The following is an 18,844-nucleotide window of genomic DNA, read 5'->3' as shown; positions in this document are numbered from 1 at the left end:
ATTGGGTTTGAACATGAGTGATAAGACTGTTTCCCCGGCCGCTGACGCACCTGCCGCCAACACTTCCCGTCGCTGGCCGGCGCTGCTGGTCGGGTTGTGCCTGGTGGCCGGCGTGGCGGGTGGGTTGGGGTGGTTCCTGAACAAACCCAAAGCCCCGCCTGCGGAACTGGCCAGTGACAAACTGGGCATGAGCCGACCGGACGGTTTGCTCGAAACCCATTCCCTGAGCCAGTTGCCCAAGGATCTGCTGGCGGTGCCGTTTCTCAAGGAAACCCTGACCGAAGATTTCGTCTTCTATTACGAAGCGCATGCGGATCGCCTTGGGCTGATTGGCAGTCTGCGGCGGATCATTTACGAGCATGACCTGAAGCTGCAGGACAGCCTGATCGAGCAGCTGTTCGATCAGCCGGCGGATGTGGCGCTGTGGCGCGGGGCGGATGGACGTCTCAAGGATTTCCTGTTGGTGATGGATCGCGGCGGGCTGGCCAAGGTGCTGGAGCCGCTGGCGAAAGTGGCGCTGGGTGATACGCAGCTGAGCCGGCTCAGTGAAATCAAGGTCGCGGGCGATGTGGTGCCGCTGTATCAGCTCACTTACAACAACAGCAAAGCGCTGCTGTTCGCGTCCCATGGCGACAAACTGGTGGTGTTGTCCAACCCGGCGAAGCTGTACGAGGCCGGACACGGCCCGGTCGATGAGCCCGGCATGGTCTCGACGGAATCCCTGGAAGCGTTGCTTGGCGGCCAGAAACTGTTCCCCGAAGCCTTCGGCCTGCCACCGCGTACGCCCGAGGTGAAACAGCGCCTCTCGGTCAATTCCAGCGTGTTGGCCATGGGTTACCAGCGCTTCATCCCGAACTTCGCCGGCCTGCGTTTTGACATGGACGACAAGGGCTGGCACAGCTTTCTGGCCATGGACGAACTGGAAAGCCAGCCGGACTTCGACTTCAAACCGATCTGGCAAGCCATGCCCATGGGCGCCAGCGCCTGCGTGACCTTGCCACTGGCCGCCGAACAACAGAAACCGCTGCTGGTGAAACTCGGCGCCGAAGAGTCCGTGGCCCAGGCCCTGACCGAACACATGGCCGGTGCCGCCGGCCTGTGCTGGTACGCCGACTCGCGGCTGTACACGCCGCTGCTGGTGGCGAGCCTGAATGATGATGACAGCGCCAAACTCGACGGCGACTTGGGCAATCTGTTCGGCTCGATGGTCGGCGCCTATGAAGGCAAAGTCCCTGATCAGGCGTTCCCGGTGGTCGAAAAACAGGAAGGCCAAACCCATCAGTGGCAGCGTCAGGTCAGCTCCAACTTCGGTCCCTATAAAGCCAAGGATGCCGAGCAACCCGACGCGATCACCGGCAAAGCCTTTATGCGCGTAAGCCTGGCGCGCCACGGTTCGACGCTGCTGTTTTCCCTCGACGACAAACTGGTCGACAAAGCCCTCGGCACCCTCGACAAGCGTTTCCCGCCCATGGCTGACGTAGTGCCGAAAGACCTGCTGATGCCGATCTATTTCGACCCGGATTCCATGGCGCAGCTGATGCAACAGGAAACCCTCGACAGCCTGCCGCAGGACATGGAGCCGGTGTTCTACAACGCCGCGCAAACCTACCTGATCCCGAAACTGCGCACCCTCGGCGGCTATGGCAAATATGCCCTGACCTTGCCTAAAGGCAGCGAGCCCGACGGCCACTGGCAGTGGCTGCCGCTGGAGTGGAAAGCCCTGTGACCGCACTTATCCGAGGCCTCGGCCTGTTGGCGTTGCTGCTGGGGACTCGTTCCTTTGCCAGCGAAGCCCCGGCGCTCGACCCGCAGCAATCCCAGGTATTCCGCGCCTGGTTCGTGCGCATCGCCCAGGAACAACTGACCCAAGGCCCGAGCCCGCGCTGGTATCAGCAGGATTGCGCCGGGCTGGTGCGGTTTGCCGCCAACGAAGCGCTGAAAGTCCATGACGACAAATGGCTGCGCAGCAATGGCCTGTCCAATCGCTACCTGCCGCCGGAACTGCAATTGAGCGACGCCCAGCGCGGCCTCGCCCAGCAATGGCAGCAGGGTGGTGGCAAGGTCGGGCCTTACGTCAACGCGATCAAGCTGATTCAGTTCAACAGTCATCTGATCGGCCGTGACCTGTCCCAGGCCCGGCCCGGCGACCTGATGTTTTTCGATCAGGGTGACGACCAGCACCTGATGATCTGGATGGGCCGCTTCATCGCCTATCACACCGGCACTACCACCCCCACTGACAACGGCATGCGCTCCGCAAGCCTGCAACAACTCATGACATGGAAGGACACCCGATGGATACCCGACGCAGCCAACCCCAACTTCATCGGCGTCTATCGACTGAACTTCCTCTCCCAATGATCGGTGCCCGCATGCTGCGCATTTGCTCAAAACTGCCTTTGTTGTTGGCCTTGTTCATGCCGCTGGCCGCGGTCAATGCCGAAGACTCCGTCGAGCCGAGCGGCTATACGCCGGTGACCGGTGAGAGTTTCTTCCTGCTGGCCGACAGCAGTTTCGCCAGCGACGAGCAGGCGATGGTTCGCCTCGAAGCGCCGGGCCGCGATTACCGCCGGTTCCGCATGGAGCCTTACGGCGGCGCGGACATTCGTGTGTATCGCATCGACAAGCCGCTGGATTTTCTCAAGCGCCAGAAGAACCTGCACCGCGTGGTCAGTGACGGCCAGTTCAAGGGCGAAGGCCTGTCGAACACCCTCGCGTACCTGTGGGATAACTGGTACCGCAAATCCCGTCGAGTAATGCAGCGGGCGTTTTCCTACGAGTCGCGCAAACAAGTCACCGAGGAAGTGCCGGAACTGAAGATGGGTACCGCCATCGCCGCACCAACGCCTTACGACGCTCAGCCCCAGTTCGCGTTGATTCCGGGCCTGCCGGTGGTCAGTCAATTCCGTTATCCGCTGTGGCAAGCCAAACCGATCCAGCCGCCTGAGGGTGTGAATCTGGCCGGTTCTTCCAGCGAGTTCGTCAGTGTCTCGCCGGGCAACGTGTACATTCCGTTGGGCAACCTGAAACCGGGCCTGTATCTGGTGGAAGCGTTGATCGGCAAGTACCGCGCGACCACCATGGTTTTCGTCTCCAACACCGTGGCCGTGAGCAAGATTGCCGGCGATGAATTGCTGGTGTGGGCCGCGCGCAAACACGAAGGCAGTTCGGTGCCCAAGGTCAATGTGCTGTGGACCGACGGCCTGGGTGTGATGAGCAGCGGCGCAACTGATGCCGATGGTTTGCTGCGTCTGAAACACGTCAGCCCGGAGCGTTCGTTCGTGATTGGCGAGGACGAAGAGGGCGGAGTGTTCGTCTCCGAGAACTTCTATTACGACAGCGAAATCTACGACACCAAACTCTATGCGTTCACCGACCGACCGCTGTATCGGCCGGGGGATTGGGTGTCGCTGAAAATCGTCGGTCGCGAGTTCAAGAATGCGCGGGATTCCGTGGCGCCGACCGCTGCCGACGTCAACGTCACCGTACTCGACGCCACTGGCACCGCGCTGCAATCGTTGGCGCTGAAGCTCGATTCCAAGGCCGGCACTCAGGGTCGCTTCCAGTTGCCGGACAACGCGGTGGCGGGCGGTTATGAACTGCGTTTCAACTACAAGGATCAGGCCTACAGCAGTGCCTTCCGTGTCGCTGAATACATCAAGCCGCACTTCGAGATTTCCCTGAACCTGGCCAAGCAGGATTACCGCACCGGCGAACCGGTGAAGGGCAGTCTGGTGTTGTTGTACCCGGACGGCAAACCTGTTGCGAATGCCAAGTTGAGCCTGAGCCTGCGCGCCCAACAATTGTCGATGGTCGATAACGAACTGCAATACCTCGGGCAATTCCCGGTGGAGTTGACCAGCGCCGAACTGACCACTGACGCCAAAGGCAACGCGAGCCTTGATCTACCCGCTGCCGAGAAACCGAGCCGCTACATGCTCACCGTGTTCGCCAGCGATGGTGCGGCGTATCGGGTCAAAACCACCAAGGAAATCCTCATCGACCGTGGTGCTGCGAGTTTCCGCTTGAGCGCGCCGCAGCGGTTCAGCGCGGTGGGCGGCAAGGTTGCATTCAGCTATGCCAACGAAGGTGGCAGCGAGCAGAGCAAAGCGGTCAACCCGAGCAGCTACAGCTGGGTGCGACTCGAAGATCAGACCACTGGCGAAGGTAAACTCGCCGCAAAAGATAAAGGCTTCACCCTGGCCTTCGACCGTCCGGGCACTTACAACCTGACGCTGAAGGATGACCATGGCCGCGTGCTTGGCGCGACCGGTCATTCGGTCACTGGCGATGGCGTCAAAGCGGTGCCCGGCACCGTGGAAATCGTACTCGATAAACCCGAGTACAAGGCCGGCGACGAAGCCCTCGCGTTGATCACTTTCCCCGAGCCGATTATCGATGCGTTGTTGTCGCTTGAGCGTGACAAGGTCGAGGCCACTGCGCTGCTGTCCAAGGGCAGCGACTGGCTGAAGATGGAAAAAATCAGCGACACCCAATACCGCGCGCGCATCCTGGTGAAGGACAACTTCGCGCCGAACCTGACGTTCTCGGTTCTTTACACCAAGGGTGGCCAATACAGCTTCCAGAACGCCGGCATCAAAGTGGTTGCGCCGCAAATCGACGTGGCAATCACCACCGATAAAGAGGCGTATCAGCCAGGCGATACCGTGTCGGTTGACCTGACCACGCAGTTCGCCGGTAAGCCGATTCCTGCGCATTTGACGGTCAGCGTGGTCGATGAAATGGTCTACGCGCTGCAACCGGAAGTCGCGCCGACCATCGACCAATTCTTCTATCACCCACGCCGCAACAACGTGCGCACCAGTGCCAGTTTGTCGTTCATCAGCTACGACGTGGCATTGCCGGGCAGCCCAGGCGCACCGGGTAAAGCCAACCGCAGCGAGCGTGGCGTGAAAGTGCTGGAGCGGCCACGTCGCGAAGACGTCGACACCGCCGCGTGGCAGCCTGAATTGATCACCGATGCCAACGGCAAAACCCGCTTCACCTTCAAAATGCCGGACTCGCTGACCCGCTGGCGCATCACTGCTCGGGCCATTGCCGATGACGGTCAGGTCGGGCAGAAGAAGCAATTTGTTCGCTCGGAAAAACCGCTGTACCTGAAGTGGAGCGGCCCGAGCAAGTTCCGCAACGGCGACAAACCGGATCTCGGTGTGTTCGCTTTCAGTCAGGCCGAGAAACCGGTCAAGGCTGAGCTGGTGATTCATTACGCTGGCGCCGAACAACGGGTGCCGGTCACGTTGAACAACGGCATCAACTACATCGCATTGCCGGCGTTCACAGTGGCCAATGGCGAGTGGACCGCCGAGCTGGTGCAGGACGGCAAAACCGCTGATGCCTTGGCGGTGCGCCTGACCGCGACCGGCGAAGGCTGGCAGGTGACTCAGAGCCAAAGCCTGGACGTGGCCAGCGGTGATACGCCGCTGACCTTGCCGGCCGACGCCACGGATATTCGCCTGCGCCTGGATGACAGCCCGCAAGCGCTGTTCCGTTCGGCGCTTGATGATCTGCTGAGCTATCCGTACGGCGGTGTCGAACAGACCGCCAGTCGTTTGCTGCCGTTGAGCATCGCTTATCCGACCTTGTCGTCGAACCCGCAGATCCGCGATCGTTTGCGTCTGATCATGCAGAACAGCCGTCTGCGGCTGGTGCAAATGGCCGGCCCGTCGGCGAGCTTCACTTGGTGGGGCTACGACGGTGAGCCGGATGCGTTCCTCACCGCTTACGCCTATTACGCCGACTGGCACGCCAGCAAAGCGCTGGAACTGAGCCTGCCGCCGGAGCATTGGCAGCGGGTGCTGGATGTGTACGCCAAACAAGCGCAGAACACGCCGCTGTTGCAGCGGGCGTTGATTCTGTCGTTTGCCAAGCAGATGCAATTGCCGGTGAACACGCTGCTCAGCGGTTTGATCGACGATCTGGTGAAAGCCGGCGAAGGCCATGCGGCGAGCATGATGGACGATGGCGCAGAGAGCCTGGTCATGAGCGATCCGGATTCGGCGTTGGGCCTGGCCAGCGCTCGAGTGCTGACCGCCTCGTTGGCGCGTCAGGCCAAGGTCAATCTGCCGTCGGCGTTCAACGGTCAATTGGAAGTTGCGCAACAACAAGTGGCCGTCAGCTCTCAACCGTTTGTCGAAGCCTTGAACCTGTCTCTGCAAGCCTTCGATCAGGCTCACGCTCAAGCACTGTTGCAACGCTTGTTGCCACAGCAATCGACCCTGGAACGCGCCTTGGCGCTGACCTGGCTGCAACGCAGCATCGAGCAGGCCTCGCCCACCATCGCGCTGGCACCGGGTGAAGGCTGGAAGAAACAACACAGTGCTACCGGTGAGATGTATTGGACGTGGCAGGGGGCTGCGCCCGTGCCGACAGTGTTGTCGCTGACCGGGGAGCAAGAACGCCCGCTTCGCGCGGCGTTGAGCTTCCAGAGCAAGCAACCGCCAGTGGCCCCGATGGCCGTGACCATCACTCGTCGTCTGTCGCGTCTGGTGCCGGGTGACGAAGCGTTCGAATTCAAACTCGAAGCCGTCGGCAGCAAACCGCTGTCCAGCGACAGTCTGTACCTGGACGAAGTGATCGTCACCAGCAAAGCCGCGAAACCGCTGCGCTACGGCATGCTCGAAGTGCCGCTGCCACCGGGCGCGGACGTCGAGCGCACCACGTGGGGCATCAAGCTGATGGGCAAGGCCGGCACCGAGCCGACCTCGCTGGAGAAGGCCCGTTTCGAGCCGGGGCAACTGGCCTACGCGATCCCGGTGGATGCCTTGAGCGGTGAATTGCGCCTGCGTCATCTGGTGCGCTTCTCGCAAAAAGGCCAGTTCAATCTGCCGCCGGTGCGTTTCACTCAAGTCTACGCACCGCAGAACCAGGCTCAGGAACAGAAGCCGGCACTCGGTCAGGTCACGGTTCACTGACATGACCCGGCGTCTGGTCTGGTGGCTGTTGTGTTTGATGCCTGCGCTGGCGACCGCGCAGGACGAGCCGTTGCGCCTGGGCTTCAAGGGTGAATTGCTTTCGTTGAGCCCGACGCAGGTGATCTCGCGTGAGCCATTGCCTGCTGATGTGCAGACGCCGCTGGGTAGTTTGTGGAAGCTGTTTGTCTACGGTTGGCTGGTGGACACCGGCGCGCGGGAACCGGCTTATGAGTGTCGCGGGCAATCGAAGGAAGAAGTGTATTGCTGCACGGCGGGCGGCAGGATTGAGCGCGATCAGGCATTGGTGAAGTCTTGCGGGTTGTATTTCGAGCCTGCGCGTCTGGGCATTGCTGGCGCGCAGTGGCGCGAGTATTGGCAGGCGAGACAAGCGCCGAAGTGGTTGCTGGACTTGCCGTCGTTGCAACCGCAGACCCGGGTTTCGGTGGCTGAGTTGTTGAAGGTATTGGCCGTGATGCCGGCGCAGGATCAGGCGCGGCGGGTGTTGCTCGATGTGGTGCTGAATGCGGCTGACGGCAATGTCGTGGGCGAACTCGGTGGTCGGTTGCGGGTGAAAACCTGGAGCTGGTTGGGGGATCTGGATCCTTCATCGCGTCAGGGCGGGTTCGCTGGCTGGACGGCGGACGGCACGCCGATCTGGGCCGGCGGGCGCGGCACCAGTCAAATGGTCTTGCGCAATTACGGTCCGGCACTGGCGACGGTGTTGCCTTCGTCATGGCCAGCGGAGGCGGGGAAGTGCGTCGAGGTCGGCCTGTTCGCACGTTATCCGCTGAAGCGCGTACTGTCGGGGGATCGCGTGTTAGCGCCCGGTCCTTTGCAAGGTGACTATCGCGTTGAGTTCGCCAACGGCAATCAACTCGATATCCACAGCGACGGCGAGTTGTTCTTGCTCAAAGACAAACTCGTCGCCCGTCTGGACCGCGAAGAATACGTCGCCCGCGTCCTGCAGCGCGAAGCCAGACCGGAACCCGCCGAAGCCGCCAAAGCCTTGAGCGTCGCGATCCGCACCTACCTGCTGCAAAACGCTACCCGCAACGGCGACTGCCTGAGCATCGATGACAGCAGCAGTCGACAGCGCGTCGCCCCACGCCCAGCCGCCACCGAATCGCGCAACATCGCCGCGTGGACCAGCGATCTGGTACTCGCCGGCAGCAACGTCACCTATCACTCCGACCAACCGGGACCGGACAAGCTCTCCTGGCTGCAAGCCGTCGAACAGGCCAATGCCGGTCAACGCTACGACGCCATCCTGCTGCACGCTTACCCGCGCGCGAGCCTCAGTCGCTGGGACAATCCCGTCGCTTCCTGCGACGCATTGCCCGCCGCGCAAGACTGGCTGCAAAAGCAACGCCGAGGCTGGCGACCACGGCTGGAAAGCGAAGTTGGCTACAACGAAGTCAACGCCTTCGCCGTCTGCCGCCTGGCCTTCGGCCGTCCTTTTGTCGATCGCGAACGCCAGCGCATTTACGTGCGTGGCGTGCTGTCGCTGCAAGACCGCCTCGACCTGACCCACGAATACCTGCACCTGGCCTTCGAAGCACACCCCAACGGCCAGGATGAAACCTACATCGAAGGGCTCGCCCGCCACCTCTTGCTGGAATAGGCCATGAAACTCCGTTACCCACAGGTCCTCCTGTTCCTTTGTGCTTTTGGCGTACTGCCGGCGACGGTCGCCGCCGTCAAACTTGATACGCCCGTTGGAGGCTGGCGCACAGGCGCGCCCGAAGGCGAAGGCGAAAACTTTCGTCAGACGGTCAATTACCCGGCGTCCTCGGTTAACACCCCGGTGGGGCAGGCCAACACTGCTCGCATCACCGGCCAGATCGACTCCGCGCCCAAGGGCAATGAGCCCGGCAAACTGATCGTCAACGGCGTCAGCATGCCGCTGAAAATCGACCCCGCCGGCCGCTACGATCGCCCGTTCTCATTCCCCAATGGCAGCAACAGCGTTGAAGTCCGCAGCCCTGATGGTCAACAGCGGCATCGCACCCAATTCCTCAACACCAGCGGCGGCGCCACCCCTGCCAAGTTGCGAGTACTGCTGGCTTGGGACAGCGACGGCACCGACCTTGATCTGCATGTCGTCACGCCTGACGGTGGCCACATCTGGTACGGCGACCGCGTCGCGGCCAACGGCGGCGCACTCGACGTCGACGTCACCACCGGCTACGGCCCGGAAATCTTTGCCATGCCGGCGCCGATCAAGGGGCAGTATCAGGTGTACGTGAACTACTACGGTGGTGGGTATCGCAGTGATGAGGAGGGGCAGGAAGAGGCTGCTCAGGCGCTGACCACCGCGCACATCACGGTGATTACGGAAGAGGGGACGCCGAACGAGAAGATGGAAACGTTCCTGGTGCCGATGCGGGCGGTGGGGGAGTTGACGTTGGTTAAGGGGTTTAGTTATCCGTGAGGGGGTAATTGTGACAGCGGTGCTGACACAATTGAATTGGGCAGCAGGTTGCTGACCAATTCCGTAATCATCTCTTGTCGAAATAGTTGCGATCCAGTGCTGGATCTTCAGCAAGCGCGACGTCACTCCCACCTCATGATTCATCATCAAATTAACTAGCCACGGTCGTCAGGGCTAGAGGTGGCTGAACTCATATCGGGTTCGGTTATAGACTGATCATCCAAAGGCGCAGTGTCGGCTGCGACTTTCAGCTTCACATTCGTGAAGCCAATTGCCAAATGCTCCATACCTCTTCGGCTAGCGGTGCTGCGTTCTGTTGCATGAGCTTTATTCACTGAATGCAGAAGGTTCTGAGTGAGTTTAAGTCTTTCGTCCGATAAGCCGAGCAGTGCAGCTTTGAATGAGCTAGATTTTAATTCTGGCACTTTGCCACCCGGTTCGACCGAGCCGAAAGTGATGTTGGCATCAGTAGCATAAGCGGACGAAGAATCGCTACCAAGGAGGAGTACCGTATGGGTCGCGACCTGCCTAGATGGAGCAAACGTGGAAGGGAAGATTGAATGCCCTTCACAACCCCCCATTCTACCGAAGGACCTGAAGCCAGCGCTGATTCTATCAGTGAGCAGGAGCTTCAATCCTTGGCTGCAGAATCTGAAGCTCTAAGTGGGTTGGAGATCGAAAATCTCTGGCAGTACGACGAGCTTCGATTCGAAGAACCAGTGATCATAAATCTTGCGCCCACCGATGCATTACCTGTTAGGCGGACCCTATCCCTTCCCAAAACGCGTGGCATTGATGTCAAAAAGACTGAGAGCGAGTCGATAAAAATCACAGTGCGGTCTTCGAACTCTCCAAAGTTCAGCGTCGATGCCCCCCACGCTTTTCAACATCCGTCAATTCAGCAGGAATTTCTCCTTCCGGTCGAACCTTGCGTACCCATAGTTTCAGTCGAGAAAACCGAAGAGGAAGACAGAGAAGAGATCTATGAACTAATTGATGAATCAATTCTTGTTTCCCCTCAGCCCATCGTGCTCGAAGAGGACGTCTTTGATGATTTTTTCGAAGACGTGGAATTGGACAATATCTACGCTCAGGAGAATCTTGAATGGTTCGATGATTCAGGTGTTGAAAGCACGATACAGGTTGATGTCGAAGAGTTTGATGATGAGTACGCGGCCTATGCCTTCGATCCCGAAGAGTTTTATGAACTTCGGGATGACGATGAAATCTCTCCTCGCACCATCGGAAAAATCAGCCGGGAAGATCGCGCATTCCAGAAAGCCACGGACCTGATCTACAAAAGTGGTTGGCCGCTATCGGTACACGCACTGCTGCACCGGATTTTCATTATCAATGGTTGGAGTGCGACTCGGCTCGCTTTGGAGCGGGAAATCAACAAGGGCATGACGCCCGACGAGCTGATTCTGGCGGCACATATAAAAGTGCTATGGGCTGAGAATGATCATTACTGGATAGCCTTTGATAAAAGTGGCAGCAGCAATTTATCGCAACACATTCTCTCCTGGCCTTCGGCAATGCTGATTGTGCGAACTTTTGAAGCATTGCCTCAGGTAGAAGAACTGGAGCAGTTCATCGATTCGCAATTTGAGTACTGGTACGAAAGCGTTCATTTGCGCCGAGTGTTTCGTTCGTTCAATCGATTCTTGTGGTACCGGACGTCTAATCTGCGTGGTAGTCTGCCCGCCAATATGCCCTTCAGTTTTGGCAATCCAAGAGATCTGCCGGTTGAGGAATACAGCGACCTTGGATTGGACGATACGCTGGAGATCGAGCGTGAGGCCGATTTAAGGGCGCTTGGTGTAATACGCAACAAACATCCATTGGAACCTTACTGCTACTTCAGCGACTTGCCCGCAAATGTCGAAGACGATCAGGTAGTAGTTGCGGTGGACGCTGGTGAGGCCATACCGGCCGAGATGGAGGAAGCCGTCACGCCCGCGTCTCCTGCCCACGCGTTAAAATCTCGCAAAGACCCGACTAACTTGCAGGAACATCTCCAACTCTTTTCTATTGATCCATTGAAGGAAAGTCCTCATGACTGAGCACACCCTGATACCCGCCATCGGTTGTTGGGTAAGCCAGCTATTGCCTAGCGGAAGTGGTGATAGGAAGGGAGTGGTCAAGAAGATTTTGCGAGCGGAGACTGGCGCAGAACTTGAAGTTAACTGGCTAATTCCAGAGCGATTCACTAGTTGTGTAGCTGCAAGTAAAGTCAAATCCGGTTTCACTAATGGTATGGATGTGGAGGATGTCACGCCGGGCGCTGGCGTCTCCTCTCTCGGCATTGGTAGCGTTATGCAACAGCGTGTACTCGCCAGCAGTGAGCAAGTACTTGTGGACTTTGCGGAAAGTGGAGAGCGGCATTGGTTGCCCTATCAGAACTTGCGACAAGTCCGTCGAGCAAAGTTACGATTTCTTAATGCCCAAAAAGCTGAGCCTGTGGATGCGGAGCGTCTACGACTTCGGCTTTTAGCTCACGCTATAGAAACCTGGAACGAAAATACTGGGGTGCTCTCTCATCTCGACATTGACCCTCTGCCGCATCAGATTCATCTGGTGCATCACATACTTGCCTCCGGCAATTACAATTGGCTTATTGCTGATGACGTGGGTTTAGGTAAAACCATCGAAACAGGTATGTTGCTGCATGCTTTAAACCAGCGCGGTACGGCGAAAAGAGTGCTCCTAGTCACTCCTGCAGGGCTGACGCGACAATGGCAGGAAGAGTTGTGTCGGTTCGATTTGGATGACTTCCAGATTTATGGCGAAGACTTCAATATTAACGAAGCGCGACATTGGAAAATGCATGATCGCGTGATCGGATCACTCGACCGTTTTAAGCAGGAAGGCCACCTCGAAAGTCTGATGCAGGCCGACGAATGGGATTTGATTATCTTCGATGAAGGACACCGTCTCAGCCGACGACAGTACGGTCTTAAACTAACCAGCTCGGACCGTTATGATCTGGCCGCTGCACTTCGTAGCAAGACGAAACATCTGTTGTTGCTCAGTGCAACGCCGCACCAAGGTTTGCATGACAAGTTCATCGCTCTGCTTGAACTGCTACGGCCCGACCGTCATCAAGAATTGATGATGCTCAGCCTTAAGCCGGAAATTCTTCACGACATGATCTATCGGAATCACAAGGCCGATGTGACTGACGCCGAAGGCAATTTCATTTTTCAGGGCAAAATCACACGCGCCATGAGGGTACCTGCTAGCGCACATTCGTCGGCATTTGATGGAACTCTTCAGAGTTACCTGCGACGTGGTTATGCAGCCAGTGCCGCTCAAGGCCGAAAAGGCAACCCGATCGGCTTCGTGATGACCGTTTACAGGAAGCTCGCGGCCTCAAGTTCGGCAGCCATTCACAACGCATTACGCAATCGCCTTGCGCGCCTGGTTAACGAGCGCAATGAAGTATTCACAGCACTAGAACCAACAGATGAGAGGTTTTTCGGGGAGTGGGAGGAGCAATTGAGCACGGACGCCAAGGAGTTCTTTGATGGAGAAATCCATCTGCTGGAAACCTTGATCGAAGAAGCTGCGAGTCTTAAGGACAATGACTTAAAGCTGCAGCTGTTTGTAAACGACGTGATTGGCAAGATTCAACACAGCCATCCCGGAGAAAAGGTATTGATATTTACGGAGTATCGTACCACTCAGCAGTATTTGCGTGAGGCCCTAAACAACCGTTTCGGTGATACAGCGGTGGAGCTTATTAACGGCTCAATGAAACACTCGGAACGTCGCGAAGCAATTGCACGGTTTGAGGATAAAGGTCTGTTCTTGATCTCCACTGAAGCTGGTGGTGAAGGGATCAACCTGCAGCGACATTGCCACATCGTGGTCAATTATGATTTGCCTTGGAATCCCATGCGGCTTGTTCAACGCATTGGTCGCCTGTACCGCTATGGGCAAAAGCTCAAGGTTTTGGTATTCAACATCCATCAAACGGACACTATGGATCAGCAGATTATCGATCTGATGTACGAGCGTATCGACAGTGTGGTCGATGACATGGCGCAAGTGCAAAAGTATGAATTTAATGAAGGGCTTAAGGATGAAATCCTTGGCGAGGTTGCCGAACTCATTGACGTTGAAGATATTTTGCTGGCGGCCACTCAGGAGGGCATCGATCGGACGCGTGAGCGCATAGATGAAGCATTGCGCCAGGCCCAATCCGCTGCGGCAAAGCAACGGGAGCTATTTGCTCATGCCGCTAGCGGCAATCCCGCGGAATTGCGTCATGAGTTAGTTATTACCCAAGAACATCTGCAAAGTTTTGCGCTAGGAATGTTTAATCAGGTAGGTATTGAGGTTATCGAGCAGGTCCTCAAAGACCAGCTGATTCGTATCCGCCTACCGGAAGCAGCGAGACCCAAAATCGGTATGTCGCTGAAGGCTTCCCTGCGGTTGGATGTAACTGTTCATCGTGAGTTGGCGGTGAGCCGTCCTGGCGTTCAATTGCTAGATTTGAACTCGTCATTGATGAAGTATTTATTGCGCGAGGCGCTGAGTTACGACTTTGGCGGCCATATTGCGGCCTTTAAACACCCGAGCCTCGGTTCAGGCGCGGTGTTCGGTGCAATGCTTCGCTGGCAGAGTCAGCAAGGCAAGCGCATGCGCCAGGAATTTGTGATGAGCCATGTTGAGAATGGACACACCTTGTTGAATTCGGAAGTTGTGGGCCGTTGGTTGCTTGAGCCCGCTATCGGCTTGGCATTTCAAAGTACGCCAGAGCAAAGCAAGGTGATATTTGCGTGTGCAGAGAGCGAAATCAATCAGCGGCTTGAATCGGTTTCCAACCGTTATCTCATGCCAGAAAGCCTTCAATGGATAGCTGCGAGTTGGGTCGTTTAGTGAGCCGATCATCGTAAGTGCGAAAGCAAGCAACCAAGTTCCAACTAGCGAACCCAGTACTGACGCAGCGGGTTTTGGGACTGTAGAACGCTTCTTCGCAATTAATTCCGCCGTCGGTTTTCGTGACACTGTCTCACGCCGAAACACTTCGTGATTTTTATTGTTTCAAGGTGAGGAGTACTAGAGAAGGTCGTCTACTAAACAGGAACGCCTTCACGTGAATGACCTCACCGCTACTGAGCCGTCCGTTGGTGCAAGCTTTAACGAAATCACGCAACTGACCATCACTGCCCGGCAGCGAGCGGTGCAGGCAGTCAACACAGAGTTGATTGAGCTGCATTGGCAGGTCGGGGCATACATCAGCCGGAAGATTGAAGCAGCGGAGTGGGGGGATGGAGTGGTCGCTCAATTGGCTACTCACCTCGCGCGTACTCAACCGGGATTGCGCGGTTTTACCAGAGCCAATCTCTTTCGCATGCGCAAGTTTTACGAGGCATACAGACATGACGCAATTGTCGCAGCACTGCTGCGACAATTGCCCTGGACCCAAAACCTGATCATTCTCAACCAAGGCAAACGCCCGGAAGAGCGCGAGTTTTACCTGCGCATGGCGATTCAGGAGAAGTGGTCGAGTCGGGAGCTCGAGCGCCAGTTCAAAGCCGCTCTGTTTGAGCGTAGCGTCATCAATCCCGCAAAAGTCTCATCGTTGATGAGGCAAACACATCCCGAAGCCTTGAGCGTGTTCAAGGATACCTACATGGTCGAGTTTCTCGACTTGGCGCAAGGTCATGTCGAGGCCGATTTACATGGCGGGTTACTGCGCAGGCTCAGGGATTTTCTGATCGAGCTGGGGCGTGACTTTTGTTTCGTGGGTTCTCAATACCCGTTGCAGGTTGGCGGTCGCGACTTTGCGTTGGACCTGCTCTTCTTCCATCGCGGGCTCAATTGCCTGGTGGCGATTGAGCTCAAGGTCGGGCGTTTCGAGCCAGAATATCTCGGCAAGCTGGACTTCTACCTTGAGGCGTTGGATCGCAACGTCCGTAAGCCCCATGAAAACCCGGCGCTTGGGGTCTTGCTGTGCGCCAGCAAAGATGACGAAGTCGTCGAGTACGCCCTGAACCGTTCACTTTCGCCCGCATTGATCGCGGAATATCAGACTCAGCTGCCTGACAAGAAACTGTTGCAGGCCAAGTTGCATGAGTTTTATGCGCTGAATGCTGACGAGTAAACCAGCGGTTATGTTTGAGGGTGTTCTTGCGGGCCTCATCGCGAGCAGGCTCGCTCCCACAGTGATCGGTGTCGTTCACAAACCTTTTGGTCAAAGCAGATACCTGTGGGAGCGGGCTTGCCCGCGATGAGACCAGCCCATCCAGCACAAAACCAAAGTGAGATTAAGTCTCGTCCAGAGCCCAGTGAGCGATGTAGACCATGTGTTTCCTTCCCGACGATTAGCCCACACTTTCGTCTCACCAATGAAGAAACCTGCCAACCACCGTTGTCGTAGCACCACCAGCTCCAGATAAAACAGGAGGACCGCATCATGAAAGCCTTGCTCAGAAGCATTGGACTGTCATCGCTGCTGGTGGCCACTGCGGCGTTCGCTCATCACGGCTGGAGTGAGTATGACTCCAGCAAATCCATGCAGTTGAACGGAACGATCGAGGAATCCGGCTATTCCCATCCGCACGGGCTTCTGCGTCTCAAAACAGCCGACAAGACGTGGACCATCGTTCTGGCCCCTCCATCGCGCATGGAGAACCGTGGGCTGTCGAAGGACATGCTGAATGTCGGTACGACGGCTACGGTGGTCGGTTATCCGAATCGAAACAAACCCGAAGAACTGCGAGCGGAACGCATCACCATCGGCGATAAAACCACCGAGTTGCGCTGATGGACACCACAAGTGCCAGTGGCTCAGGTCCGCAAAGCTGGCTGGACTGGCTGGATGACTCGCGACTTGGGTGGGCCATGCGAGGCGAGTTGTGGCTTTACCCGATCGTCGAGGTGGTTCACATCATTGGCTTCGTGGTGCTTGTGGGCTCAGTGGTCATGTTCGATCTGCGGGTGCTTGGCCTGTCCAAGGATATTGCGGTGACGGCGCTGGCTCGCCATCTGCTGAGATGGTCCGTCGCTGCCCTGGTATTGATCGTGCCCGCTGGCCTGATGATGTTTACCGCCCATCCCCATGACTTCGCCACCAACAATATTTTCATTTTGAAGCTGAGCCTGATCGCTACGGCGGGCATCAACGCAGCCCTTTTTCACGTCGGGGTATACCGTTCAGTCAGCCAGTGGAACACAGGCGTCGCGGCACCGGCCATTGCAAAAGTGCAGGCGGTGCTTTCGATGGGGTTATGGGTCACGGTGGTGCTTTGCGGCCGACTGTTGGCCTACACCTGACTCACAACGCGGCGCCGAGCAACTTGAGGTACTGAGGGCTCTCGGATATCGAATTGTGGCCCGTGCCCGGTATCACCTGCAGCGTGGCCACGCCCTTGGCGAAATGCGTGTAAAGCTGCTCGGTGCTTGAGCGCGGTATGACTTCGTCGTGCTCGGCCGCGATCAATAGCGTCGGGACGGTGATATGAGCGGCGTATTTCCAGGATTCGAACTTGTCCTGCAACAGCCACTTCACCGGGAACCAGCCGAACTGGCGGACGGCGAGGTCTTCAAGGCTGTTGTAGGGCGTGATCAGGATCAGCCGCGACGCCGGGCGTTGGCTGGCGAGGCGTACGGCAACGCCCGAGCCCAGGCTGCGCCCGACCACGGCGATAGTGGGATGGGTGTTGTAGACGCTGTCGAACAAGGTCATGGCATCGCGCTGTATCGCTTCCTCGGATGGCGACCCGGAACTGCCACCGTAGCCTCGGTAATGCAGCAAGTAGATCGCATGATCCGCAAACGCCTGCGAGAACTCGGGCAGGCTGCGGGAAACGTCCTCGGCATTGCCGCCAAAGTAGATCAACGCCTTCGGGCCGTCGTGCGGCCTGACGGTCACCAGCACCTGTGCATCGGCGACATGCAGCGTCAGCAGCGTTTCGGGCGCGTCGATGGCGCGTGGTTGCGGGTAGTAGATCAATGCACGTTGAAACACGAACAGCGCCGCGCAAAGCACCAGGTACGCAACGGCAATGAATGCGAAGAGAGACATCAGGGTTCGCGACATTCGACTAAGTTTAGTGGACTGCATGGCACTGCTCTGGGCCTGACGACGGCTATCGCTTGAGCGTTGTCAGAGTGTAGTCCATCGATAGTTGCCGCACGGGGGCGCACCGATGTCCAAGAGTCGACGCTTGTATCCGGGGCCTGTGCCATGACGGTCACCGACGCGCTGAAATGGGTCAAGGTTCTGCCGTCCGAACGAACGGCCCTGATGCTGGGTTTCGCCTTCCATTTCTGCGTGCTCGCCAGTTATTACTTGGTACGACCCTTGCGCGATGCCTTGGGCCTTGAGGGCGGTGCCGACAAGTTGCAGTGGCTGTTCACGGCCACGTTCGTGGTGATGCTGCTGATGGTGCCGCTGTTCGGCGCGCTGGTTTCGCGGCTGCCTGCCATGCGTTTCGTGCCGCTGATCTATCGCTTGATCGCCTTGTCGATGCTGGTGTTTGGCGTGTTGATCGCTCAGCGCATTGCGCCGGTGACAGTGGGACGGGTGTTTTTCGTCTGGATCAGCATCTACAACCTGTTCATCGTTTCGATTTTCTGGAGCGTGCTGGTCGACCGCTTTTCCAGCGAGCAAGGGCGGCGGCTGTTCGGTTTCATTGCGGCGGGTGGAACCCTGGGCACGTTCATCGGGCCGTTGCTGGCCGCGACCATGGCCACAAATCTTGGGCCGGTGGCGTTGACCGTTGCGGCGGCCGTGCTGCTGGAATGTGCGGTGCGTTGCTATCGGGCGCTGTTGTCGCGCACAGCGTCGCAGTCCGGCAGCCGCTGGCTGGATGAGCGGCGCATGGGCGGCAGCATGCTGGCCGGGATCACGTTGATCCTGCGCTCGCGTTATCTGATGGGGCTGGTGCTGTTCATGCTGTTGCACACCAGTGCCGCGACTTTGCTGTATTTCGAACAGGGACGGATTGTGGCTGGCAGCTATGCTGATGTGGCCAGCAGGACGCAATTCTTCGCCGTCGTCGATTTGATCGTGTCGGCGCTGACGCTGCTATTTCAACTGCTGCTGACCGCGCCGTTGATCCGCCTGATCGGCATCGGTGGGGCGCTGGTGGCGTTGCCGTTGGCGACGATCGTGGCGTTTAGCGCCATGGCCCTGGCACCCGTGCCAACAACCGTCGCGCTGGCGCAAGGGCTGCGCCGTGCCGTCGAGTTCGCCATCGTGCGCCCGGCGCGAGAAGTGCTGTGGACGGTGGTGAGCCGTGAGGAAAAGTACAAGGCCAAGAATGTGATCGAAACCCTGGTGTATCGCGGCGGTGATGCCGCCAGTGGCTGGCTCTCCGCCGGGTTGACGGCGCTGGGCGCGGGTTTTGGGCTGGTGGCGGTGGTGATCGTGCCGTTTGCCGGGCTGTGGGGCTGGTTATGTCTGTGGCTGGCCAGACGACAAGAGCAAAGAGCGACCATGAATGAACAGCCAGGGGGAATTCCATGA

At 57.9% G+C, this 18,844-nt stretch carries 12 protein-coding genes; 11 read left to right on the top strand and 1 reads right to left on the bottom strand.

Annotated elements, in window-relative coordinates:
- Positions 1-13 precede the first annotated feature (13 nt).
- From TU81_RS25490 to TU81_RS25440, 10 genes are all read left to right on the top strand, one after another.
- Positions 14-1,726, top strand: coding sequence for a DUF2138 domain-containing protein (locus TU81_RS25490; RefSeq protein ID WP_048397188.1), 1,713 nt, complete (start codon positions 14-16; stop codon positions 1,724-1,726).
- Positions 1,723-2,361, top strand: a complete 639-nt coding sequence (locus TU81_RS25485) for a DUF1175 domain-containing protein (RefSeq protein ID WP_038982697.1) — start codon at positions 1,723-1,725, stop codon at positions 2,359-2,361. The genes TU81_RS25490 and TU81_RS25485 overlap by 4 nt, the downstream gene beginning before the upstream one ends.
- Positions 2,358-6,932, top strand: a complete 4,575-nt coding sequence (locus TU81_RS25480; protein ID WP_082157880.1) for an alpha-2-macroglobulin family protein — start codon at positions 2,358-2,360, stop codon at positions 6,930-6,932. The genes TU81_RS25485 and TU81_RS25480 overlap by 4 nt, the downstream gene beginning before the upstream one ends.
- 1 nt (position 6,933) lies before the next feature.
- Positions 6,934-8,553 carry a DUF2300 domain-containing protein gene (locus tag TU81_RS25475; RefSeq protein WP_048397186.1) on the top strand — a complete coding sequence of 540 codons (1,620 nt, stop codon included), beginning with the start codon at positions 6,934-6,936 and terminating at the stop codon, positions 8,551-8,553.
- A 3-nt stretch (positions 8,554-8,556) separates the two neighbouring features.
- Positions 8,557-9,363: a YfaP family protein gene (locus tag TU81_RS25470; RefSeq protein ID WP_048397184.1), complete on the top strand. Its 807-nt coding sequence runs from the start codon at positions 8,557-8,559 to the stop codon at positions 9,361-9,363.
- A 560-nt stretch (positions 9,364-9,923) separates the two neighbouring features.
- Positions 9,924-11,426: a hypothetical protein gene (locus TU81_RS29145; RefSeq protein WP_053078308.1), complete on the top strand. Its 1,503-nt coding sequence runs from the start codon at positions 9,924-9,926 to the stop codon at positions 11,424-11,426.
- Complete coding sequence (locus tag TU81_RS25455) at positions 11,419-14,247, top strand: DEAD/DEAH box helicase (protein ID WP_082157879.1); 2,829 nt, start codon at positions 11,419-11,421, stop codon at positions 14,245-14,247. The genes TU81_RS29145 and TU81_RS25455 overlap by 8 nt, the downstream gene beginning before the upstream one ends.
- A gap of 217 nt (positions 14,248-14,464) precedes the next feature.
- Positions 14,465-15,475, top strand: coding sequence for a PDDEXK nuclease domain-containing protein (locus TU81_RS25450; RefSeq protein ID WP_048397182.1), 1,011 nt, complete (start codon positions 14,465-14,467; stop codon positions 15,473-15,475).
- A 312-nt stretch (positions 15,476-15,787) separates the two neighbouring features.
- Positions 15,788-16,138, top strand: coding sequence for a DUF6152 family protein (locus TU81_RS25445; RefSeq protein ID WP_048397181.1), 351 nt, complete (start codon positions 15,788-15,790; stop codon positions 16,136-16,138).
- The gene (locus TU81_RS25440) at positions 16,138-16,647 is read left to right on the top strand and encodes a DUF6644 family protein (RefSeq protein WP_038982692.1); all 510 of its coding nucleotides are present in this window, start codon (positions 16,138-16,140) and stop codon (positions 16,645-16,647) included. The genes TU81_RS25445 and TU81_RS25440 overlap by 1 nt, the downstream gene beginning before the upstream one ends.
- Position 16,648: 1 nt before the next feature.
- Here TU81_RS25440 and TU81_RS25435 read toward each other — a convergent pair whose 3' ends face one another.
- Positions 16,649-17,437, bottom strand: coding sequence for an alpha/beta hydrolase (locus tag TU81_RS25435; protein WP_048397179.1), 789 nt, complete (start codon positions 17,435-17,437; stop codon positions 16,649-16,651).
- Positions 17,438-17,560: 123 nt separating this feature from the next.
- On the opposite strand from TU81_RS25435, the gene TU81_RS25430 reads away from it, so the two are divergent.
- The gene (locus TU81_RS25430) at positions 17,561-18,844 is read left to right on the top strand and encodes an NTP/NDP exchange transporter (protein ID WP_048397176.1); all 1,284 of its coding nucleotides are present in this window, start codon (positions 17,561-17,563) and stop codon (positions 18,842-18,844) included.

The organism is Pseudomonas lini (assembly GCF_001042905.1).
GTDB classification, from domain to species: Bacteria; Pseudomonadota; Gammaproteobacteria; order Pseudomonadales; family Pseudomonadaceae; genus Aquipseudomonas; species Aquipseudomonas lini.
This window is presented reverse-complemented; position numbering and strand designations above follow the sequence as displayed.